This window comes from uncultured Winogradskyella sp. (genome assembly GCF_947498345.1).
Lineage (GTDB): Bacteria > Bacteroidota > Bacteroidia > Flavobacteriales > Flavobacteriaceae > Winogradskyella.
In genome coordinates this window covers 23,954-48,198 of the sequence record NZ_CANMJY010000001.1, presented here as the reverse complement: position 1 = coordinate 48,198, position 24,245 = coordinate 23,954, and the positions used below count along the sequence as shown (strand labels likewise).

The following is a 24,245-nucleotide window of genomic DNA, read 5'->3' as shown; positions in this document are numbered from 1 at the left end:
AATTCACTTTATTGTTACATTACACGTTTGTAATTGAAAAACCTCATCACGACTATCACTCCAAATAAGTTGAAAGCTACCATTAGCTTTTGCAGTTAAACCTAGGTAATGTCCTCCGCCAATAAATTTATTTGCTACATCACCATTTTTTTTTGTTCTTGGATTAGAACTTACATTAGTTACCCTAATAGGCTTTTGAAAGCTCTCTCCTCCATCTTTAGAAATTGCTAAATACACATCATATGCTTTTTGGTTTTTATCGTGTTGGCTATCTACCCACGAGACACCTATGACTCCATCTTTATTTATAGCTACACTAGCCACATTGGCTTTACTCAGCCAATCGGTTTCAAAATGGTCTATGCGTTTTTCTTCTGTCCAGGTTTCACCATTATCCTTTGAGTAATTAATCCAAATTCCTCTAGAGCTAGTGCCACTAGCAACAGCTCTAACAAAATAAATCCTATTTATAAATCTTGAGTTAAGACCAACGTCTGCAACCATTCTAGGATATCCACGCCCTACCTTAGGGTTTTTTGAAACTTTCTTTTTACCAGAAAGTTGTCTTGTTTTTGGATTATATAAATTCACCCAAATTTTACTCGAATTATGTAACGTTGGAATTACAACAGTACCATTGTTTAGAATAGCAGGTTCACAAAAATTTAGACGTAGTCCCTCTCCTTTTATTAAAGCAACTTCTTTAAAAACATTATTGTTCTTTGATTCATATAACACAACATCTGCACTCATATCTCCATTGAATCTTACAGTAGTAAGGTAAAATGAGGTTTTATACCCAACAAGCTTAGTACCATCATGACCATGACCAAAACCATTGAAAGATTGTATGTTATTACTCCAAGTATCACCTCCATTATTTGAGGTAAAGATTTTTAAAGGGAAGCTATGTCTAAAGCTATTTGGGGTTCCTAACCAGCTTAAAGCAGCGTTACCACTAGGAAGTATTGCAACCCATGGATCGTAACCCCAATAATTATGTGCTGTTTCCGACCAGTTGTTACCACCATCCTTAGAGACAAAGCTTGATAGTCTACAACTTGCATAAGGCCTATTGATATCGGTAACTATCATTGCTGCAGCAAGTAAATGATTATTGTTGTTTGGATGTGCGCTAATCGACGGTTCTACAACTGGTAAACCAAAGAATTTTGATTTTATTGCAATGTTTTTTCCAATGATTGCATCATTTCTAACGTCGAGTTTAACTTTTGAAATATCATCTGAAATTTGCGCTTCTAATATTGATGCTATACTACTCAAAGAAAATATTAAAAGATATAATGTAATGATATAATTTATAGAAAATTGTTTCATGCTTATTGCTATGTTTTAACTTTTAGAGGAAGAAACAGGTCGTAATCTTTTGGCTCTTAAGCTTACCTCTGTTTTATTTTCTTTTTTAAGAATATTTAATTCTATAATTCCATTTTTTAAGTCCTTATGATTAATTTCTGCCTTAATAAATGTCTTTCCTTTTTTACTTTTCAAAAACCCATCCAGTTTTTCAATTTCGGCATTAACCAGATTAATAAATGCTTTCTTATCCACTTCAGACCAAAGTATAAATCTATATTCCCACTCATTCATATCTCCCTCTGAATACGTATACTTAGTTGCAAATCTTCTTATTAGATTGTTTATTCCGATGATATAATTGTCTGCAAGTTGTGTTCTTACATAATCGTTTCTACGCTTCCATGGGTATTCCATATGATTTGCAATATCTTGAGCTCCACCAACTCCATAATACTTTGCCACAACTTCAAATGAAGCATCTATACCCGAAGACAATCCAGAAGATGTGATGACATGCCCATTATTACTATATTTAACATTGTTGAGCACCTTTATTTGGGGAAATTGTTCTCTCAAAGCAGGTATTAACGATGCAAAAGTCGTTGCTTCATTTCCATCTAAAATTCCTGCTAAAGCCAAATAAAAAGCACCACTACAGACAGAAAACATTGTATCAGTAGATTTATCTTTTTCTTTTAACCAATTAACAATGTCCATATCTTGGTTACGCTCTGCTGGCCCACCACCAGGAACCACAATAACATCTACTTTTGGTAAGTTTAAAAACGTATAATCTGGTGTTAAATCAGTATACCTACCTATACGCTTGGGGTTCTCATCCTTGGCTACAGTAACAACATTAAAGCCAGCGTGTTCAAATACCGACATAGGCCCAGTTACATCCATTATATCTGCATAATCAAATAATAAAATAGCGGCTGCTCGTCTTGGGGAGGTATTTGTGGGTTTGTTTTCAAGACCTTTTACTCTAGTATTATAAGCCATATTACATGATGCACAAACTCCAGGAGATTGAAAGGTTTTATCATCATCTGGGCAGCCACATGGCGGACAATAATATTCAACATTATATTTTGAGTTTGTAAATAAACTCGATTGTGAATGAGCATTAAACAAAAACATTGATACAATACAAATTAATTTGACTCTCATGATTACTTTTTTGAGCAAATTAGCGCAAAGCGACTTACACTGCTTGTATATGATTGCTATTAACGTTAAACAAAAGCTAAAGTTTACAAGACCGTAAAAATTAATTATACTGCCTATATCTTAAAGGAGATACACCTTCATTATAAATAAAATTTCTAGTAAAATGACTCGTATCAAAAAAACCCAACTCTAAAGCAATATTTGTAATTGAAACCTCTGTTTTTAAAAGGCTCTTGGATTTTTCGATTCTGATATTTCTTAAATACTCAAAAGGTGTTTGGTTGTATATCTTTTTAAATTCTCGTATTAAGTGATAAGGACTGACATTTGAATGCTTTGCTAATTTATCTAAGGTGAAATTTTCATTAAAATTATCATTCAAAAACTCTATAGCTTTTTTGAGGCAATTATGTTTTTTTAAAGCTGTCAGCTTAAGCTTTTTATCATCAGTATAATTGTTAAATAGTAATTCGAAAATTTCAATATTCAAGCATTCTAAACTGAATCTATAGTCTAGCTGTTTACTTTGATAAAAGAACTGCTTTAATTTAGTTTGAAGACGCTGATCATTAATTGGTTCATTAATAAAATGAATATTTCTGGTATTGTGTTGAAAGGTATTCTCTAATGCTTTGAGATATTCTTTATCAAACCTAAAAGTATTGAAGCTAAGTAAATTTCTTTCAAAAGAATTTCCGGCATGTAATTCACCAGGATTGATAAAAAGTGTGTTAGCTCGATTAATTTTGTATCTCTTTTTCTCAGTAAATCCTTCATTAATACCCTGCTCAATGAGAATTAACGTGTAGTAATCGTGAAAGTGTTTTCCAAATTCAAAACTACTGTAAGTAGTTTTAGAAAATGAAGTTCCAGGCCAAGTATCTACATTCCAATAATTAATTGAAATATCTCTCATAAAAATAGACTTTATCCTTGTAATAAAAACATATTATTTCTTCTAGACACCTAAAAACATGGCCAAAGATGTAGCAACTCTTTCTGTTTTAATTATTGATTTTATCTTTTATTTCCTTTTTTATTCTCAAAATGTCATTTGAGTTATAAACATTACCATTTTGGATTACTGCATTTATAGTTCTTAGGTTACTCATTTCATCCAATGGGTTTTTATCCAACAATAATAAATCTGCGATTTTACCTTCTGTTACAGTCCCATAGTCACTTTCTATTTTTAAAAAAATTGCAGGATTAATTGTTGCGGTTTGTAGAGCTTGTAAAGGAGATAAGTCTGCATCTATAAATGCTTCTAACTCATTATAAAGACCAATTCCAGGAAAGCATAATGGATTTGCTCCCATATCAGTTCCTGCAAGTAACTTAACTCCTTTAGAGTTCATTTTACTCACTATATGCAAATACTTTGCATATAGTCTCTTTTTAACATCTATAAAATCCTTATGGTCTCTATTTTTTAAATGATCATTATGCTTAGGAGTCCAGTATTCTTGAAGGTATTTTGGTAAATAACTTAATAGTTCATTATCCTTTATCAGCTCTTCTTCAAACCAAGCATTTTTATACCACATGCTCAATGTGGGTGTGTGCCATATATTATACTTTACGAAAGTTTGGTATAAAGAATCAGCTTTTGTTTCGTTATAATGATTGATTCTAAAATTATTTGCAATTATATACCTGTTTACACCTAATTTTTCCAATTTTATTTGTGCTAAAGTTTTTTCATCAAAATCTAAAGAGCATTCCTTAATAATCTCCAGCAAATGTTCTTGACTTTTCATACCTGTTACCGCTGCTTCAGAAGGGCGAACGGTAAATGGAACATGACCTACAAAAGGAAAATCTATTGCATTAGCATATATACTTAGCTCTAAGTAAATTTCCCTAGGCAATAATGAATATACCTTTAAAAAGTCTACTCCTTCAACAATTAATGAATCTACAACATGTTTTACCTGCTCTTTCGAAGCAATACCAACTGAACCATCCCACATTGGATTTGGGCCATCTAAAAGAGGGCCGCCTGCGACTATTTTAGGAGCAAGAAGGGAATCATTGTCAGATAATCTCCTCCAACGTTTTACTAAGTTTAGATCTCCTGCCATATCACGTATTCCTGTAACCCCATTGACAACAAACAATGGTAATAAAAGATCTTTTTCTTCAGTTTTAGGATTCATACGCCAAACTTCTGGATCATCTGGATGTGTATGCATATCCCAAAGCCCAGGAATCAAATATTTTCCAGAACCCTCTACAATCTTAGTCTCTTTGTGTGTTTTATTTTCTGAATTGGGTTCAATTTTTATAATCCGATTCTCTTTAATAAAAACATCTTTTGAATATTCTATATCTCCAGTAACAACATCTATAATATTAACATTAGAAATTACAACATCAGCATCAATAGTTAGTTCTGATTGGCAAGACAAGCATACTATTGAAAAAAAACAGATAAAAATAAAAGTTCTATACATATGTTATTAACTCGAATGATCCGTTATCATTTTCCATTCCCCATTAATACGTTTCATAACTACCGAAAACCACCCTCTAGCCATTTCTTCTCTATCAGGAAATTTTAAGTTAAAACGACCACTAACAAAATATAAATTACTGGATAAGCGTCTGTAATTAAAATTATCGAAATGCAGTTTACCCATACGTTCCTTTGGAAAATATTTTTTGTAATTACTTATAATATCATCGTACCCAAAAGTAAGGCCACCTCTTGAGGCAGTTTGGATAAGCTCTGTTGTAGCATAGGCATTCATATAACATTCAATGTTAGCATTATTCCAGCATTGCTCTTGGGTTTCAAAGTTTTTTCTAATTTTAGCTTCATCTAATTCATCTAAGTATTTTGAAATATCTTCATCCACTAAATGCACAAATTGTTGTAATAAAGCATAGCCTTGATCAGTATTAATTTGAATTGCTATAGCATATTGGTTTTTTGAAGAATACTCTACATGAGACAAATACCCTGGGAAAAATCCAGAGTGTCCATAACGTCTGTCATTTCTTTTACTCCACACAAAATTACCTAAGCCATAGCCTTGATCTAGTGGTTGACCTGTAGCCATATTAACAGGTGTGGTGAGTAATTGTTTAGATTCATTATTTAAAATATTGCTTTCGTGTAACACTTTTATAAACTTTGCTAAATCTTTAACGTTAGTCACTATGCCTCCTCCTGTCCATTCAAATTTTGGATTTATTTCAAGTTTTCCTTCTTTAACCATTTTTTTGGGTAACCCAAAATAGTTCTGAGATCCTATATAACCTTGAGCCAATTTGCTAAAAGTACGTTTATTTTGAACCTCGGTGAGTTCTAATCCCAACTTTGAAATCAAATTATCTTTCAATAACTGATTATAGGTTACTCCAGATATTTTTTCAATTATTAGACCTAGAATTATATAATTAGTGTCTGAATAAGACCAGCCATTATCAACAGGATGAACTGCGGGCTTACCCATTATAAAAGCAATGCAATCTTCTGGAGATCTATCCTTTAAAGGATGTATCTTTATGTCGCTTAAAAACTCTTGCTGAAATATATACCTAGGTAAGCCCGAGGTATGGTTCAAAAGGTTTTTAATTTTAATATCTTTAGCATTAGGCAATTCTTTAAACCAGGTCCTATCTCCTAAATAATCTTCAATTTTATCATTAAGGTCTAACTTTTGCTGCTCAATAAGTTGAAGCGCTATTGCACTAACAAACATTTTACCTACACTCCCTGAAGGCATTCTGGTCTCTGCACTCATCTTTAGTTTTTCTTCTTTATCAGAAAATCCGGAAGCTAGATTTATAATATTTTTATCATCAAAATTTACAGCTAATGTTATCCCTGGTACTTGATATTTTTCAACTATAGCATTGAGGGTATTTTGCAGGTCAACCTCAAGTTTTTCAATTGTTGATTGAGAAAAACCCTCATAGCAGAATAGAAGTGCTAGAAAAAGAATATTGCTTTTTTTTGTGTACTTTATTCCTTGTATGTTAGCTTTAAATGCTATTGATAATACGACAATAATTGTCGATGCATATTTTAATGAATTCATATCTTTTTAAATATTGATTAGAGTTAGACAGTAACTGCCAAGTAAAAGTGTTATTCTTTATTTATTAATTCTCATTAGTTTTTTTAAGCCTAAACTTTTACTTTTTTAATGCCATTTTAACCGCTGCCTCTGCATTAAGTACACTACCTGTAACACTTAAAGATTTAAAAGGTACTATTTGTTTGTTATCTGGACGTTTAACTCTTATATCAATAGGAGTAGCTGATTTCAAAATAATCTGTCTTACGTCTTTGGCTGATAATTTTGGGAAATAACTACGAAGTAATGCAGCTACACCAGCTACCATTGGACTAGCCATACTTGTACCATTGAATTTTGAATACGTATTATTGGGTGTTGTAGAATATATCTGATAACCTGGTGCAAAAATGTCTACAAAATAATTGTCGAAATTTGAAAATGAAGCGACAAAATTTTCATTGAAGTTGTATGTAGTTGCACCTACTTCTATCCAATTGTTTGGTGTCTTTTTTTCCAGAAAACGTTTTTTCTCAAACTCTTTGTGTGGAAAATTATTAGTACCATCTAACTCTGATGCACTGTTGCCTGCAGCATGAATTAATAAAACATCTTTGCGTTGCGCATAACGAACCGCATCATCAACAACTTTCTTGTTCCACGAAAACGCTTTACCAAAACTCATATTAATTATTTTAGCACCATTATCTACAGCATAGTAAATCGCATTTGCCACATCTTTATCTCTTTCGTCTCCATTAGGTACAGTTCTAATAGACATAATTTTAACATTATTAGCAATACCTTTCATACCAATTGTATTTTTAGTATTAGCACCAATAATACCTGCTACATGTGTACCATGAGCTGAGTCTGGCCCTTTACTATCATTACAGCCATAATATTGCTCATTTTGGTTGTCATAATTATCTTTAATAATGCTTCGACCATCAAAACTTGTATTGTAGTAAAAGTTTATCGCATCATCATAGAATGCTTTAGCAGATTGCAATTGTTGCTTATAATTTTCAAAACTTCCCCCATCTTTAATATATTTTGATAATGTATTGGCCATTACTTCTATATCTGGATCTTTACTAGCAATCGCATCAAAATTATTCTCGGACACTTCATTTGGGTAAAGTTTTTCGAGTAACGTAATGTTTTCAATATTCTCCTGAGTACTTCCTTGATACTTTAGATAGTTTTCTCTAGAAGACACATAAGCTTTTACTGCTTTTACAAAGGTCTGTCTATCTCCTTTAAATGCTTCGCCTGCTGCAAATATTCTTGTTTCTTCTAAGGTTTCACCAGTAATAGTATCACCATTTGGATTTCCTAAAAAGCTCCAACCATGAATATCATCGATGTAACCATTTAAATCATCATCAATTCCATTGTTAGGAATTTCATCTTCGTTTACCCAGATTACTTCCTTTAGGTCTTCGTGATCATGATCTATACCAGAATCTATCACCGCAACGATTACTGTTTCTGAATTTTCACCTTCCAATAATGCTAAAGCTTCATTGGTTGATATCCCTTTAAAATTGTTATTATCAGTACTTACATGATGCCAATCATTTGAAATTTCTGATTGTGCGATGGTTAAAATTGTAAAAAATAAGGTCAAAAAAATGACCATAAGCCTTCTCGTATTCATTATATTTTAATTTGGTTTAAAACCAAATTAAAATATTAAGCTGAAGAAAAATTGTAAAAAATAGACACCATACTAATTTGACCACCTTACGGATAGCATTTGTAGGTATTTTTTCTCAGATGCACTAATATCTTTGTCAAAAAAGCTTTTTGGCGATAAAGATGTAAACTTTTTAAAGTCTCTTATAAAATGTGATTGATCAAAAAACCCTAATTGTAGTCCTATTTGGGTTAAGCTTTCATTCTTATTATTCATATGAAGATTGACTGCTGCATTGAAGCGAACTATCCTAATATACGTTTTTGGGGTTATACCCAAATATTTAAGGAATAAACGTTCAATTCTTTTATAATTGGTATTAAACGTTTCAATCAATGAATTAAACCGAACTTCGCCTCTATGGCAATAAATATATTCTACAATAGACTCAAACAAAAAATGGTCGTCGTCTAAACCATATTTTTTTAAAGCCAATAAGATATATGCTTCTACTTCATTGATCTTTTTATCAATATCATTGGCTTCAAATACTTTACTTTCCAAGTCTAGTAAATCGGAATTTCCCAATAAGTCTATCTCTACAAATAAATCTTTAAATTCCTTACTCGTTAACCCAGTGAATAAATGAAACCCACATGGGTTTATCTTAATTCCAAAAGCAGAAGAATTGCCTTTGGTAAAGTAATAGTTTATTGGTTTAGTTTTTTGCCCAAAAACTGTAGACTTCTTTAATGTAATTGGTGGATTATTAATTGATTTGCTACGCTTAAGATTCTTTTCATCAATAAACAACAGACCAAATGTTCCATCTGGCACTACTAAGTCTGTAATATCTTCGATAATATATCTGCTATCTATTTCAAAATAGCTATCAATATATTTTGAAAAAAATTCTCCAGGATAATATTCTTTGAAATACATATTATTATTATAATATTCTATGCATATCGAAAAATTACAATTTGTTGCTCAGGTAAGAGCGAAAAAGTTATGCGTTAACATAAAAATAACACTTTTGCATCTCTATTTATAGAGTAAAAATAAGGCACTAAAAAAGCCTTAATCAAAATGATTAAGGCTTTGTACTGAAGGCGGGACTTGAACCCGCACGGCCATAATGGCCATTGGATTTTAAGTCCAACGTGTCTACCAATTCCACCACTTCAGCATCCAAGTTACAGACTGTAACTTAATTGGTAAATATTATATTGAGCGAAAGATGGGATTTGAACCCACGACCTCCACCTTGGCAAGGTGATGCTCTACCCCTGAGCTACTTTCGCAATATTTAAAGAACTATTCGCTATAAAAGCGGATGCAAATTTAAAATATTTCTCAGAAAAGCAAAGCCTTTTTTAAAAATAAATAGAATTTATTTTAGGCTTGTTTTTTCTTAAGAAGCATACGCTTTATTTCGTTAAGCTTCATTAAAGCTTCAACAGGTGTAAGCGTATCAATATCTGTATGTAAAATTTCGTCTTTTATTTCTTCTAATAAGGGGTCATCTAAATTAAAGAAACTTAACTGCATATCTTCCTTAAGCGATTTTACCTTATCCGTTAATTCTTCGCTAGAGTGGGATTTCTCTAATTTAGACAATATCTTGTTGGCCCGTCTAATCACTTGTTGAGGCATACCAGCCATTTTTGCGACGTGTATACCAAAACTATGCTCACTACCACCTTCTACCAACTTACGTACAAATAGTACATTGTCTTTTAATTCTTTAACAGCAACATTGAAATTTTTAATACGAGAGAACGTCTCTGTCATTTCATTGAGTTCATGATAGTGTGTTGCAAATAAGGTTTTAGGTCGTGCAGGATGTTCGTGTAAGTATTCACTTATAGCCCAGGCAATAGAAATACCATCATAAGTGCTTGTACCTCGACCTATTTCATCCAACAACACTAAACTACGTTCAGAAATATTATTAAGAATAGATGCTGTTTCATTCATCTCAACCATAAAGGTAGATTCGCCCATTGAGATATTATCACTAGCACCAACTCGTGTAAAAATCTTATCAACTAATCCTATTCTGGCTTCTTTAGCTGGTACAAAACTTCCTATCTGCGCTAATAAAACAATTAATGCTGTTTGTCTTAATATAGCAGACTTACCAGACATATTTGGACCAGTAATCATAATGATTTGTTGAGATTCCCTATCGAGATATACATCATTAGCAATATAAGCTTCACCAAGAGGTAATTGCTTTTCTATAACCGGATGACGACCATCTTTAATTTCTAAATCAAAGCTGTCATCAATTTGTGGATAGTTATATGCATTGGATTTTGCCAAACTCGCAAAACCACAAAGGCAATCTAACTGTCCTATAAGTTGCGCATTTTGTTGCACCTGAATTATAAACTGGTGCATCCACGTCACCAACTCAGCAAACAGTTGCTGTTCAATTGCTAAGATGCGTTCTTCTGCGCCTAAAATCTTAGCTTCGTATTCTTTTAACTCTTCGGTGATATAACGTTCTGCATTAACGAGTGTTTGCTTACGTATCCACTCTTCGGGTACTTTGTCTTTGTGCGTATTTCGTACTTCAATATAATAACCAAACACATTATTGGAAGCTATCTTCAATGAAGGAATTCCTGTACGTTCACTTTCACGTTGCAGCATGGCGTCCAAATAATCTTTACCAGATTTTGATAAGCCTCTGAGCTCATCTAATTCTTCTGAAAAGCTTTCGGCAATGGTATTACCTTTTAAAACATTTACTGGTGCTTCTTCATTTAAGGTTTGCTTTATTTTCTCTCTTAATAAATCACAATTATTAAGATTGTTACCTAAAATCTTTAAAGCTTCATTATCACAGTGTTCAGCAACCGATTTAATAGGTACAATGGCTTCTAGTGAATTTTTAAGCTGAATTACCTCTCTTGGGCTCACTTTGGTGGTTGCAATTTTTGAAATTAAGCGCTCTATGTCACCAATGTGTTTTATTTGCTCTTGAGTCTTCTGAAGAACAGCTTCATTATCCAATAAATACTGAACAACTTCATGGCGTTGTTTTATCCTATCGGCATGTTTTAATGGTAAGGCTAACCAACGTTTGAGAGTTCTGCCTCCCATTGCAGAAATGGTCTTATCAATGACATTAATAAGCGTTACCGCATTAGCATTTGTAGAATGATACAGCTCTAAATTACGAATGGTGAATTTATCCATCCACACATAATCATCGGTTGCAATCCTCGAAATTGTAGCAATATGTTCTAGCTTATTATGTCGTGTTTCACTTAAATAATGTAATACCACACCAGAAGCAATAATACCTTCGTATAAATCTTCAATTCCAAAGCCTTTTAAGGTTTTGGTATTAAAGTGCTTGGTTAATGTTTCGTGTGCATAATCTGCCTGAAATACCCAATCTTCTAGATAAAACGTATGAAAATCATTTCCAAAGGTCTCGGCAAATTCTTTTCGGCTTTGTTTAGAAATTAATACTTCACTTGGATTAAAATTCTGAAGTAATTTATCCACATATTCAGCATCTCCCTGAGAGGTTAAAAACTCACCTGTAGAAATATCCAAAAAGGAAACCCCAATGTATTTTTTATCAAAATGAACAGCACATAGAAAGTTATTGGATTTTGAATGCAAAATATCATCATTCAATGCCACACCTGGTGTTACTAATTCTGTGACACCACGTTTAACAATCTTCTTGGTTTGTTTTGGGTCTTCCAACTGGTCGCAAATAGCCACACGCTCTCCAGCTCTAACCAATTTAGGCAAATACGTATTTAACGAATGATGAGGAAAACCAGCAAGTTCTGTTTCACTGTCACTACCTGCACCACGTTTGGTTAAAATAATATCTAAAATCTTTGAAGCCTTTACGGCATCACTTCCAAAGGTTTCATAGAAATCACCAACTCTAAACAACAGTAATGCATCGGGATACTTTGCCTTTATAGCATTGTATTGCTTCATTAATGGTGTTTCTTTTTTTGCGGTTTTAGCCAAGAGATTTACGTATTTTTGTTAAAAATGTAAGAGTGCTAATTTAGCTAAATAGCCTTGTTATATAAAGTGATTATAACAGAAGTTATCTACAAAAAGACTAAGATTTCAACATGCGAAAACTAAAAAACAGTGAATTAAACCGTTTAGAGGTCTCAGAATTTAAACAAGCTAAAAAGTCACCAATTATTATTGTTCTTGATAATATTAGAAGCTTAAACAATATTGGTTCTGTATTTAGAACGAGTGATGCTTTTTTAATCGAAAAGATTTACCTCTGCGGTATTACAGCCCAACCACCACATAATGACATACGAAAAACTGCTCTTGGTAGTACAGAAACTGTAGATTGGGAATACCATGAAAACACACTTGAAGTTATTACAAAATTAAAAGCTGAAGGTGTAAACATCTGCTCCATTGAACAAGCTGAACATGCGACTATGTTAAACGATTTTAAACCTCAGCCCAATACTAAATATGCCTTTGTATTTGGCAATGAAGTTAAAGGTGTGGCTCAAGACATAGTCGATGTGAGTGATGTGGTTATTGAAATTCCACAATATGGCACCAAACATTCGTTGAATATTTCGGTAAGCTGTGGTGTTGTGATTTGGGATGTGTTTTCAAAATTAAAAAATGTCTAAGAAATCTAAAACACCTTGGCCAACTAAAGCTGTGATGCAGCAGATTTACGATAAACATCTTTGGGGAGGAAAAGATTCTGATTTCTATTCTGGTGAAGGCTCACACAATCCAGAAATTACAAAACCTTATATAGAGGTTGTTTCAGGTTTCTTAAAATCTAAAAACAATGAATTAACAGTTTGTGATTTTGGTTGTGGTGATTTTAATATTGGAAAATACCTTGTAGAAGACACCAAATATTATTTTGGTATTGATATCGTAGAATCATTAATTGAAAGAAATAGAGTTTTATTCCAACTTGAAAATTTAGAATTTCAGTGCTTGGATATTTCAAAAGATGAATTACCGAAAGCAGATTGTGTTATTTTAAGACAAGTGCTTCAGCATTTATCGAATACTGAAATCAAAAGCATTACCCATAAACTTTCAAGCTATAGATACATCATACTAACTGAACATCTTCCTGCTGGAGATTTTGTTCCTAATAAGGATAAAATTGCAAGTCAAGGTATACGACTAAAACAAAATAGCGGAGTTGATTTATTAGCTGAGCCTTTTAGTTTAAATATAAAAGAAGAGCAGCTACTTAATGAGGTGATTTTAAAAAATAACAAAGGAAAAATCAGAACTACTTTGTATACCCTTTAATTAGTCCTTAATAAACTTTCTTGTTTTTTGACTTCCATTCTCATCAGTAACTCTAATAAAATAAACCCCTTTAGATAAGTTAGATATACTAACCTCAAAATTAGTACCGACTATATTTTCTTTATAATTTAAAAGTAATCCATGGATGTTAAATATCTCAAAACTGTTAGCTTTAGTCTCATAACCAAGATTAATATTTAATATGTCTTTAACAGGGTTTGGATAGATAGACATCTCTGAATTGACTTCTAATTTATTATTAACAGTGTTTCTTCCTCCAGAAAACGAAGGGTAAATAATAGTACAATAATTATCAACACCTATTCCATAGTATTTAAAGTATGGATGATTTTTCACTTTTACATATAACCTATATTCGTGAGAACCTATGAAAGGTTCATCAAGGTAGTCCATTAAATCTATAGTAGGTTGATTAGATACTATTAAAATATCTGCATTATTAGTATCTGTTATATTTTTAAATCTAAAATGATATTGCCAATTACTATTATCACTATTTGCGGTTACTATATTTGGCACAGAAAGGGTCATATCATTCGCATCTATACCATTAGAACAGTCATCTTCGACCAACTTAATCAGTTTTTCTCTCAACTCAGAATCATTATAAATAATAAAATCATCCCAGTACACCTCAATACCTTCACCAACAATAGGGTTATATGGTTGAGGATTAAGAATGTTTGTTGGACAATTTATATCACCACAATTAAACTTGTTAACTGTATTAGCTGATGTATACAATTTCATCGGCTGAATATGAGTTATCCCATTTATGTTGGTACTCTGCGGATGATGGGTATAATTACCAACATCAAAAGAAGTAATTGTTTCATCAGATGCGTCCAACACCGTTAATTTAAACGCGCCATTATTAGCATCGCCTTCCTTAATTAAAACTTTTAATGTAATCCACTCACCCACAGGGATATGCCTTGTGCTTTTATTCCAAAGAGTTGCCCCTGAATCTGTCCAGTTCCCATTCCAATTACCAGTTTCTTCATTAAGAAATTGTTGTTGACCTTCTACTGTCAATACAAACCCGTTTATATTATTTTCGTCTAAAGCTTTTCTTAAACTAATTGTCATTCTAAATGGAAAGTCATTAGGGTAAACTGCATTATAACCAATATCATTAAAAAACTCTGCAAGCGTAAAAAAATTGCTATTGTATGAAGAATCGTTTAAATAATTATTAAAATAACTTGGCAAAAATAACTTAACAGAATAATGGAAAGTTTTAAACCCTGTACCGATTAGTCCATGCTTATTATTACTAAAGTTTGCTTGTATTCTTCCATTTGAGCCTCCATTATTAGGACTTATAATATCAAACTTTAAAACATTTTTTAGTGAACCAGAGAAAATCGGATCTTCTATACTTGCCTTACGTTCAGAATAATCACCATTGACATACTGAATATAAAAATTATCAAAATCCCCGAATTTAGCATTTTCAGTTAATGTAGTCGTCCAATCATATGGAGATATATCACTACCATTTATGTCATCTCTATTATTATTATTAATAATATTGACTATCTCTATATCAAAACCAAAATTTGATTGAAAAATTGGATTTTGTGCTAAAAGCGAAATTGTAAAAAAAAATAAAATAACGAAAGACAAGAATCTATTATTCATATATGATTGATTTAAAAGAAATTAATTGTCTTAAATATAAGATAATTCGTTTAGCAAATTGAATATTTGAAGTTAAATTACTATGAATTTATCTCACTCAACAACCACAAATAGTCCTCACGCTTTTTTACAAAATCCTTATCCGAAATATCAATGATTTTTACGTTTAAATCTGTTTGATTTCTTAAAAAACTAAGATAACCCGAGTTAATCTTCTCAAGGTATTCATCTTGTATTTCTTTCTCATATTTGCGACCACGTTTTTTAATATTAGCTTGTAAACGTTCTGTGTTTTGGTAGAGGTACACATACAAATCTGGTCTGGCAATATCTTTGTATACCTGAAAAAATAATTTACGATAGAGTCTAAACTCATCTTCGGGCAAAGTCACCTTAGAAAATATAAGTGATTTATGTACGTCGTAGTCACTTACCATAAAGTCCTTAAACAAATCAAGCTGTGATAAATCATCACTGATCTGCTGATACCGATCAGCCAAAAAAGACATTTCAAGTGTAAATGCATAACGTTCTGGCTCTTTATAAAATTTAGGCAAGAATGGGTTATCTGCAAAACGCTCTAAAATGAGTTTGGCATTAAAATCGTGGGCTATTTTTTTAGACAAGCTTGTTTTACCTGCACCTATATTACCTTCAATGGCTATAAAATTGTAGTCGCTAAAACCAAAATTCTTCCTGGGGTTTTTTAGCCAGATATTAACCGATTCGATTTCAGAATCATCCTGACATTCTTTGAGCAGTTCAGAAACAACTTTATTCAATTTACAGTGCTCAAAATCTTTTGCGATATCCTGTAAAGGTTTTAAAACAAACTTACGTTTGTGAAGTTCGGGATGTGGTATCATTAAAGACTTTTCTTCAATAACTGCATCGTCATAAAATAGAATGTCTAAATCGATTTCACGAGATTCGTACTTATCTGTTTTTTTTGTAGATCTCCCAAGTTCTTTTTCTATTTGCTTAAGCGCTTTTAAAAGCTTCTTTGGTTTTAACTCCGTTTCTACCTTTATGCAAGCATTAAAAAAAGCATCGCCTTCAAAACCTAAAGCTGGTGTTTTATATACTTTAGAAATCTTATTTACCAAACCTATTTTCTCAAAAATAGCATCTACGGCAGATTGCAAATACTGCAATTTATTGCCTTTGTTACTCCCTAATGCTATGTAAACGGTTTTAGTAAATGTCATGGAATTAGCAAAATAACTAAAAGAAATATTAATAGATTATCTTTACAACAACAATTTATTAACCATTTTTAATGCAACTAAAAGACAAGCTTTTAGCACAACGCATTTATCTTTTATTAGGTGCGCTTTTTATTACATCATTAGTAGTCTCAAACTTAATCTTCCAGAAGTTTTTCTATTGGTATCCCGTTGATGTAGAAATTTTTGGAAGTAAGCTTTTTGAAATTTCTGTCGGCATTTTACCATATCCTATTACCTTTTTAATTACCGATTTAATTAGTGAAATTTATGGTAAGAAAAGAGCTAATGACATGGTGGTTATAGGCATATTTGCCTCTTTTTTTTCAATGTTAATCATATATACAGCTAATACTGTACCAGCAACCACATGGTCACCTGTACAAGATGCTATGTTTTCTACTGTCTTTGGAAGTACAGCTATAGCCGTATTCGCAAGTATGATGGCTTATTTATTAGCTCAATTTGTGGATATACAGATCTATCATTTCTGGAAACGCCTCACTAAAGGCAAACATTTATGGTTGCGCAATAACTTTTCTACATTTCTTTCTCAGTTTGTCGATACCGCAACTGTACTAATACTACTTTGCAGTTTTGGAAAAATTGAATGGGATAAATTTTTAGGCTTACTTGCTGCTGGTTTTTTGTTTAAAGTGCTTATAGCAGCATTAGACACACCTTTTCTTTATTTAGGTGTATATCTGTTTAGAAGACGCTTTAAACTTAAAGTGAATGAGGAAATTGAGTTACTCTAATTGTTACTAAATCATTAAAATCTTGCTAAAGTTTCTTAACAAAACAACTATAATATAGAACTTTACGTATTATATTTAAACCCCTTTCTAAAACCACAAGAACTTGTTATGAAAAAAATTTTCAAAATTATAGGAATCATCTTACTCCTTTTTATTGCAATCCTTATTGCAATTCCATTCGTTTTAGAATCTAAAATAGATGCTATCGTTCAAAATTATGCCGATGAAAATTTAGATGCAGATTTAAGTTTTGATGATATTAGCCTAAGCTTAATAAGCAGTTTTCCAAGTGCTGAAGTCAATGTTGAAAATTTAAAAATTACCAACAGAGCACCTTTTAAGGATGAAACTCTAGCAACAGCTAAATCTTTATCCTTTGAAATGCCAATTGGTGAATTATTTAAAGGGACAGAAGAACCACTTACTGTAAATGAAATCATAGCAGATGAATTGCTTCTTACTCTAAAAACAAACAAAAACGGAACTACAAATTATGATATTGTAAAAGAAGGTGAAGGCACAGAAACAGTTTCTGATTCTACATCTTCTGGTTTTAGTTTTGATATAGAAAATTACGAGCTCAACAATAGTGCCTTTACCTATATAGATGAAGGTTCTAATACCAGTATTTATGCCACAGAAATTAATCATAATGGTAAAGGTATTTTCTCTGGAGAGCAATCTGAATTAGACACAAATACTGAAGCAAGAATAAGTATGTCTATTGATAGCACTGAATACCTAAGCAACAATATTATTAAACTTGATGCTCTAATAGGTATGGATTTAGAGCAGGAAAAATATACGTTTAAAGAAAATAAAGGTTTTATAAATGCTTTACCGTTAGAGTTTCAAGGGTTTGTTCAAATGGTTGAAGAAGGTCAGCAAATTGATATCTCTTTTAAAAATCCTGAATCTTCTTTTAAAGATTTCTTAGCTGTAATTCCGAAGGAATACACAAAAAATATAGAGAATGTAAATACCACAGGAAACTTCACCGTTAATGGCTTGATAAAAGGTTTAGTTTCAGAAGAAACAATTCCGACTTTAGATATTAATATGCGTTCTAATAATGCGTCTTTTAAATATCCTGACTTACCAAAAAGTGTGGATAATATTATGATTGATGCTTCTATTAAAAATACGTCAGGTAATGTTGATGACACTTATGTAGACATCAATAAATTAGATTTTAAAATTGACCAGGATGTTTTTAAATCTGAAGCACATATTAAAGACCTTACTGGTAATATGTTAGTAAACGCCAACTTAGATGGTGTTTTAAACTTAGCTAATATTACCAAAGCCTATCCTATTGAATTAGAAAATCAACTTAGCGGAATTCTTAAAGGAAAGTTGAATACGGCCTTTGATATGAATGCTATTGAAACCAATGCTTACCAACGTATTAAAAATAATGGAAGTGTTTCGATAACGGACTTCATTTTTTCTTCTAAAGATATTGTAAACCCTATTCAAATTAATAAAGCAGAGCTAACTCTTAAACCTGGTTTAGTAAGCCTAAATAGTTTTGATGCCTTAACAGGTAAAAGTGATTTTTCTGCAACAGGAACCATTAATAATTTATTAGGCTTTCTTTTGAGTGACAAAAAGCTTCAGGGAAATTTCACAGTCAATTCTAATACATTTGCTATTTCTGATTTTATGGTTGAAGACGAATCTGCAACAGAAGCATCTAATAAGACAACCTCTGATGATGAATCACTTAAGATCCCAGATTTTTTAGACTGTACTATTACTGCAAATGCTAATACAGTTATTTATGATAACCTTAATTTAAAGAATGTAAAAGGTAAACTACGCATTAAAGACCAAAACGCAAACCTCAAAAACATGACAACGGATTTGTTTAATGGACAATTAGGTATTTCTGGTAATGTTTCTACAAAAGAAGCAAAACCAAAGTTTGATATGCAATTAGCTATGCAACAGTTTGATATTTCGCAATCCTTCAAAGGTTTAGAAATGTTAAAAGCATTAGCACCAATTGCAAAGGTTGTGCAAGGAAAATTAAATTCTACCATAGATGTAAGTGGTTTATTAGATGAAAACTTTTCCCCAGACTTAAGTACAATTTCTGGTAATGCTTTAGCAGAAGTATTGACCTCTAATATCGATGTATCTAAAAGCCCATTACTCGCTGGACTAGACAGCAAACTGAACTTTATTGATTTTAAAGAACTTCAAAAGGATATTAAAACTAAACTAAGTTTTGAAAATGGACAGGTTTCCCTAAAACCTTTTACTGTTAAGTATAAAGATATTCCTATTGAGATTTCAGGTAAGCACACTTTTACAAACAACATGCAATATGATGTTGTTTTTCAAGTGCCAGCCAAGTATTTAGGTAGTGAAGTCAACCGTTTAATAGGAAAAATTAATGATCCAGAAGTTGATAATATTTCAATTCCTGTCACTGCTAATATTAATGGGAGTTTTTCCAGCCCTAATATTTCAACAGATTTAGCAAGTGGTGTTTCTAATTTAACCAAACAGCTTGTTGAAATTCAAAAACAAAAAATATTAGGACAAGGCAAAGATAAAATCAATAACATACTAGGCGATGTTTTAGGGGGAAACTCTAATAATAAAAAGGCAGATTCAACAACGACTAAAACAGACAACACAAAGAAAGATCCCAAAGACACCATCAAGGAAGGAGTAAACTCTGTTTTAGGGGGACTTCTCGGAGGAAGTAAAAAGAAAAAGGATAAACAAGCTAAAGATTCAACCAAAAACGAATAGTTTTTACCTTAATACTATATATTTTTCCCAATTTCTGTTAATAATTAGTCATTTTTTTGGAATTGTTAATTATTCCATTATAATGTAGGTTCACTAATTTTAAAATGACTACATGAGGCAGTTAAAAATCACCAAGCAAGTAACCAACAGAGAAGATAAATCTTTAGACAAATATCTACAAGATATAAGTAAAATTCCGTTGATTACTGCAGATGAAGAAGTTGAATTAGCACAGCGCATAAAAAATGGTGATCAACAAGCTTTAGACAAATTAACAACAGCTAATTTAAGGTTTGTTGTTTCTGTGGCTAAACAATATCAAAATCAAGGTTTAAAATTACCTGATTTAATCAATGAAGGAAATGCTGGTTTGGTAAAAGCCGCAAAACGTTTTGATGAAACCAGAGGTTTTAAGTTTATATCCTATGCTGTATGGTGGATAAGACAAGCTATTCTGCAAGCATTAGCAGAACAATCTCGTATTGTACGCCTACCTTTAAACAAAATAGGCACCATAAACAAGATTAACAAAACGTTTTCGCATTTAGAACAAATACATCAAAGACCTCCAAATGCTGAAGAGATTGCTCGAGAACTAGACATTAGCGTTCGCGAAGTAAAGCAGTCTATGAAAAATTCGGGCCGTCATTTATCAATGGACGCTCCATTAAAAGATGGTGAGACATTTAGTCTTTACGACGTCGTTAGTGCTAGTGAATCACCCAGGCCAGATAAAGATTTAATGAAGGCATCATTAAACACTGAAATTGAACGCGCTTTAGAAACATTAACTCAAAAAGAAAGTGATGTTATACGTTTAAACTTTGGTATCGGCGATCAGCCACCTATGACTTTAGAGGAAATTGGTGGCATCTATGATTTAACAAGAGAACGTGTGCGTCAAATTAGAGAAAAAGGTATTAGACGATTAAGACACGCAAGCAAGAGTAAAATACTTAAAACTTATTTAGGCTAATAATTTTTTATTTTCAAATAGTTAGCATATATTTGCCGACCATTTACAAGAATTATAGTTAAAAAATATATCGATAATGATTAAAATCGAAATTAAAGAAGGAGAAAACATTGAGAGAGCTCTTAAACGTTATAAGCGTAAGCATCGTAATGTGCAAATTATGCAAAACTTAAGAGAGTCTCGTTATTTCACTAAACCATCTGTTAAGAGAAGAAGAGAAATTCAGAAAGCTCAATATATCCAAGGATTAAGAGACGCTGAAAACGTATAATAAATTTTATTTTACGTACTTATAAATATATAGAGCAATAGAAATATTGCTCTTTTTTTGTTATTTATAGTTTAAATTGTAAGCTTTTAAGATGTGTTGCTACAAAAGCAGCATGATAATTCTTTATTTTTTTATTGGTTTAATATCTGCTGTGGTTGGTGCATTACCTTTAGGAGCTTCAAATATAGCGGTAATAAATACTACGCTTAAGCAAAATGCTTCTCAGGCATTTAAAATAGCACTTACAGCAGGTATTGCAGAAGTGTTATTATCCTACTACGCATTACATTGTAACATGATAGTAAAAGATTTTTTTAATGCAAACCAGTGGCTACAAATACTTATTGCAATTATCTTATTAGGTGTAGGTAGTTTTTTATTTTTTAAAACAGCAAAAGAAAGAAGTAAACCTTCAAAGCGCTCCAATAGATTTCTAAAATCTAAATATGCTACTGGTTTCTTTTTGGGGCTTTTAAATCCTCCTGTTTTAATATACTGGCTCGTAGTTTATAGCATAATAAACAACAATAACATTACACTATCCTTACAATCATCATTATTAGTTCTTTTCCTTTTTTTTGCTGGTGTTTACGCAGGAAAACTACTGACATTACATCTATATAGTAAGTTTAGCTTAATTATAATGCAGAAGTTTAAAAATATAAATACAATTATTAATAAAGTTACAGGAAGCTTATTATTCTTTATAGGTTTAATTAATGTTCTAAAACTCTATCTGCTTTAGACATTCAACTCAACCACCAAACCTTCATTTGCTCTAATATTAAAAACGGTATTATCTTCAAAAATAAGATACTGCCCTTTTACACCAACAAGTTTGCCCGAATATTCTATTTGCTTCTTTATATTTAAACTATTGGGTTTTTCAGGGTATTTCTCAACAGGAAACTTTAGGTGAGTTTCCGAATTGCTCTCAATAAAATAATCCTTAACTTCATCAGGAATATAAGTTTTTAAATTGTTTCTCCACTCTAAAAGGTTGACATCTTCAATATCATTCTTAAGCATTTTTCGCCAATTGGTTTTATCTGCCACATGGGCTTTCAAAGCGACCTCAGTAATACCTGCCAAATAGCGATTAGGTACTTCTACAATTTCTATAGCTTCGTGAGCACCTTGATCTATCCAACGGGTAGGGACTTGACTTTTCCTTGTTACCCCAACCTTAACATTACTAGAATTTGCTAAATACACTATATGGGGCTGTAATTGTACCCTTTTTTCATATTCTAAATCCCTGTCTTCTTTACCTAAATGAGCAGTACTTAATTCTGGTCGCATTATCCAATCACCAGCAACTGGCTTTTCAAAAAAACAGGTTTTACAAAAACCTTGTCTGTAAATTGGTCTATCTAAACCACAGCTTAAACATTGATGACCAATAAGTTTCATTTCAATGGGCTTATTCAGTAATTGATTGACGTGAATAAAATCATTCTCAAACACCAAATAATATTGAATTGGCTCTAGAAACTCAGTCTGCATTTTAGTAAGGACGCCTTTATAAATCATAGAAGAAATTTAGTATTTTTAGCATTGCTAAATTAGCCAAAAGAAAAGTATTCCATGCCTATTCCTATTGTAAATTCTATCGCTTCTTGGTTTTTAAAAAAACGGTTTCATCAAATTGAGCTCTTTTTAAAGTACCCTAATGAAGTACAAAACGAATTACTTTTTAGCTTATTAAAGTTTGCAAAGGATACAGAAATAGGAAAACAGTATGACTTTGCATCTATTAAAACCTATAAAGAATTTAATGAGCGCATACCCGTTGTAAATTATGAAGCCATTCAACCACTGATTGAACGCTCCAGATGTGGAGAGCAAAATATTTATTGGCCAAGGCCCATTAAATGGTTTGCTAAATCTAGCGGCACAACTAATGCCAAAAGTAAGTTTATACCTGTAAGCACAGATTCATTAGAAGATTGTCACTATGCCGCAAGTAAAGATTTACTTTGCATGTACCTTAACAATAATGAAGATTCGCAATTGTTTACCGGAAAGAGTTTACGTTTAGGAGGAAGCAAAGAACTCTACAAAGAAAACGGAACTGTATTTGGAGACCTAAGTGCTATTTTAATTGATAATATGCCGTTTTGGGCAGAATTTAGCAGTACGCCAAGTAATAAAGTATCTTTAATGAGTGAGTGGGAAACCAAAATGCAAGCCATTGTTGACGAAACTATTGAAGAAAATGTAACAAGTTTGGCAGGTGTACCATCCTGGATGCTAGTATTGCTAAATAACGTTTTAGATAAAACAGGTAAAAACAGTCTTTTTGATATTTGGCCTAATCTCGAAGTATATTTTCATGGAGGTGTAAGTTTTAACCCTTATATAGAGCAGTATAGAGCTATTCTGCCAAAAAAAGATTTTAAATATTACGAAATCTATAATGCCTCTGAAGGGTTTTTTGCCATACAAGATCAAAATTATTCTGGAGATTTGTTATTGATGCTAGATTATGGGATTTTCTATGAATTTATCCCAATGGATACTTATGGTACAAATAAACAGAAAGTCATTTCTTTGAGCGAGGTTGAGCTCAATAAAAATTATGCGGTCGTTATTACAACTAATGCTGGGTTGTGGAGATACAAAATTGGTGATACTATTAGATTTGTGAGTTTAAACCCGCATAGAATTAAAGTTTCAGGTCGCACCAAGCACCATATCAATGCCTTTGGTGAGGAGTTAATTATAGAAAATGCTGAAGATGCTCTTAAAAAAGTGTGCAAGCGTACAGCGGCAGAAGTTGTAGATTATACAGCCGCACCAATCTTTATGGAAGGTAAAGAAAAAGGCGCTCACGAATGGATTATAGAGTTTAAGAAGCCACCAGAAAACATGTCATATTTCGAAGAGCTATTCGATAATGCCTTAAAGGCTTTAAATTCTGATTATGAAGCCAAGCGTTATAATAACATGACGCTTAACAAACCTAAAATACACTGTGCCAGAAAAAATCTTTTTTACGACTGGTTAAAGAAAAATGATAAATTAGGTGGACAACATAAAGTACCACGTTTATCAAACTCTAGAGACTATGTTGATGAATTATTGCGTTTAAACGCCCTATAAATAGAGTATTA

At 32.1% G+C, this 24,245-nt stretch carries 19 protein-coding genes and 2 tRNA genes; 8 read left to right on the top strand and 13 right to left on the bottom strand.

Going from position 1 to position 24,245, the window contains the following annotated elements:
* Positions 1 to 3 precede the first annotated feature (3 nt).
* The 10 genes from Q0912_RS00220 to mutS all read right to left on the bottom strand — a co-directional run bounded on the left by Q0912_RS00220 (position 4) and on the right by mutS (position 12,174).
* Positions 4 to 1,338 carry a sialidase family protein gene (locus Q0912_RS00220; protein WP_299110673.1) on the bottom strand — a complete coding sequence of 445 codons (1,335 nt, stop codon included), beginning with the start codon at positions 1,336 to 1,338 and terminating at the stop codon, positions 4 to 6.
* A gap of 15 nt (positions 1,339 to 1,353) precedes the next feature.
* Entirely contained in the window at positions 1,354 to 2,493 is a 1,140-nt protein-coding gene (locus tag Q0912_RS00215; RefSeq protein WP_299110671.1) for a DJ-1/PfpI family protein, read from the bottom strand.
* Positions 2,494 to 2,593: 100 nt separating this feature from the next.
* Positions 2,594 to 3,409, bottom strand: a complete 816-nt coding sequence (locus tag Q0912_RS00210) for an AraC family transcriptional regulator (protein WP_299110669.1) — start codon at positions 3,407 to 3,409, stop codon at positions 2,594 to 2,596.
* A gap of 88 nt (positions 3,410 to 3,497) precedes the next feature.
* Positions 3,498 to 4,949 (bottom strand): amidohydrolase family protein, encoded by a 1,452-nt coding sequence (locus tag Q0912_RS00205; protein WP_299110667.1) that lies wholly within the window; start codon positions 4,947 to 4,949, stop codon positions 3,498 to 3,500.
* 6 nt (positions 4,950 to 4,955) lie between these two features.
* Complete coding sequence (locus tag Q0912_RS00200) at positions 4,956 to 6,542, bottom strand: serine hydrolase (protein WP_299110665.1); 1,587 nt, start codon at positions 6,540 to 6,542, stop codon at positions 4,956 to 4,958.
* 97 nt (positions 6,543 to 6,639) lie between these two features.
* Positions 6,640 to 8,184, bottom strand: a complete 1,545-nt coding sequence (locus Q0912_RS00195) for a S8 family peptidase (RefSeq protein ID WP_299110663.1) — start codon at positions 8,182 to 8,184, stop codon at positions 6,640 to 6,642.
* A gap of 72 nt (positions 8,185 to 8,256) precedes the next feature.
* Positions 8,257 to 9,105, bottom strand: a complete 849-nt coding sequence (locus tag Q0912_RS00190) for a helix-turn-helix domain-containing protein (RefSeq protein ID WP_299110661.1) — start codon at positions 9,103 to 9,105, stop codon at positions 8,257 to 8,259.
* A gap of 162 nt (positions 9,106 to 9,267) precedes the next feature.
* Positions 9,268 to 9,352 (bottom strand) — tRNA-Leu (locus tag Q0912_RS00185).
* 43 nt (positions 9,353 to 9,395) lie between these two features.
* Positions 9,396 to 9,467, bottom strand: a tRNA-Gly gene (locus Q0912_RS00180).
* Positions 9,468 to 9,561: 94 nt separating this feature from the next.
* Positions 9,562 to 12,174, bottom strand: a complete 2,613-nt coding sequence (mutS, locus tag Q0912_RS00175; protein ID WP_299110659.1) for a DNA mismatch repair protein MutS — start codon at positions 12,172 to 12,174, stop codon at positions 9,562 to 9,564.
* A 110-nt stretch (positions 12,175 to 12,284) separates the two neighbouring features.
* On the opposite strand from mutS, the gene Q0912_RS00170 reads away from it, so the two are divergent.
* On the top strand, positions 12,285 to 12,818 hold the full coding sequence (locus tag Q0912_RS00170; RefSeq protein ID WP_299110657.1) for an RNA methyltransferase: 534 nt from the start codon (positions 12,285 to 12,287) through the stop codon (positions 12,816 to 12,818).
* The gene (locus Q0912_RS00165; protein ID WP_299110655.1) at positions 12,811 to 13,467 is read left to right on the top strand and encodes a class I SAM-dependent methyltransferase; all 657 of its coding nucleotides are present in this window, start codon (positions 12,811 to 12,813) and stop codon (positions 13,465 to 13,467) included. Before Q0912_RS00170 ends, Q0912_RS00165 begins: the two co-directional genes overlap by 8 nt.
* Here the strand turns inward: Q0912_RS00165 and Q0912_RS00160 are convergent, their stop codons facing one another.
* Both Q0912_RS00160 and folK read right to left on the bottom strand, forming a co-directional pair.
* Complete coding sequence (locus Q0912_RS00160; RefSeq protein ID WP_299110653.1) at positions 13,468 to 15,132, bottom strand: T9SS type A sorting domain-containing protein; 1,665 nt, start codon at positions 15,130 to 15,132, stop codon at positions 13,468 to 13,470.
* A gap of 80 nt (positions 15,133 to 15,212) precedes the next feature.
* Positions 15,213 to 16,340, bottom strand: coding sequence for a 2-amino-4-hydroxy-6-hydroxymethyldihydropteridine diphosphokinase (gene folK / locus Q0912_RS00155; RefSeq protein WP_299110651.1), 1,128 nt, complete (start codon positions 16,338 to 16,340; stop codon positions 15,213 to 15,215).
* A gap of 71 nt (positions 16,341 to 16,411) precedes the next feature.
* Here folK and Q0912_RS00150 point away from each other — a divergent pair, with 71 nt between their 5' ends.
* From Q0912_RS00150 to Q0912_RS00130, 5 genes are all read left to right on the top strand, one after another.
* Positions 16,412 to 17,116, top strand: coding sequence for a queuosine precursor transporter (locus tag Q0912_RS00150; protein ID WP_299110648.1), 705 nt, complete (start codon positions 16,412 to 16,414; stop codon positions 17,114 to 17,116).
* 108 nt (positions 17,117 to 17,224) lie between these two features.
* Positions 17,225 to 19,882, top strand: a complete 2,658-nt coding sequence (locus Q0912_RS00145; RefSeq protein ID WP_299110645.1) for an AsmA-like C-terminal region-containing protein — start codon at positions 17,225 to 17,227, stop codon at positions 19,880 to 19,882.
* A gap of 112 nt (positions 19,883 to 19,994) precedes the next feature.
* Positions 19,995 to 20,858 (top strand): RNA polymerase sigma factor RpoD/SigA, encoded by an 864-nt coding sequence (locus tag Q0912_RS00140; protein ID WP_299110643.1) that lies wholly within the window; start codon positions 19,995 to 19,997, stop codon positions 20,856 to 20,858.
* A 76-nt stretch (positions 20,859 to 20,934) separates the two neighbouring features.
* On the top strand, positions 20,935 to 21,129 hold the full coding sequence (gene rpsU / locus Q0912_RS00135; RefSeq protein ID WP_218546125.1) for a 30S ribosomal protein S21: 195 nt from the start codon (positions 20,935 to 20,937) through the stop codon (positions 21,127 to 21,129).
* 112 nt (positions 21,130 to 21,241) lie between these two features.
* Positions 21,242 to 21,874 (top strand): LysE family transporter, encoded by a 633-nt coding sequence (locus Q0912_RS00130; protein ID WP_299110640.1) that lies wholly within the window; start codon positions 21,242 to 21,244, stop codon positions 21,872 to 21,874.
* Here the strand turns inward: Q0912_RS00130 and Q0912_RS00125 are convergent.
* Positions 21,871 to 22,662 (bottom strand): DUF2797 domain-containing protein, encoded by a 792-nt coding sequence (locus Q0912_RS00125; protein WP_299110638.1) that lies wholly within the window; start codon positions 22,660 to 22,662, stop codon positions 21,871 to 21,873. The two genes, Q0912_RS00130 and Q0912_RS00125, sit on opposite strands and share 4 nt — an antisense overlap.
* Before the next feature lie 54 nt (positions 22,663 to 22,716).
* Between Q0912_RS00125 and Q0912_RS00120 the strand changes: the two genes are divergently transcribed.
* Positions 22,717 to 24,234 (top strand): GH3 auxin-responsive promoter family protein, encoded by a 1,518-nt coding sequence (locus Q0912_RS00120; protein ID WP_299110637.1) that lies wholly within the window; start codon positions 22,717 to 22,719, stop codon positions 24,232 to 24,234.
* Positions 24,235 to 24,245 lie beyond the last annotated feature (11 nt).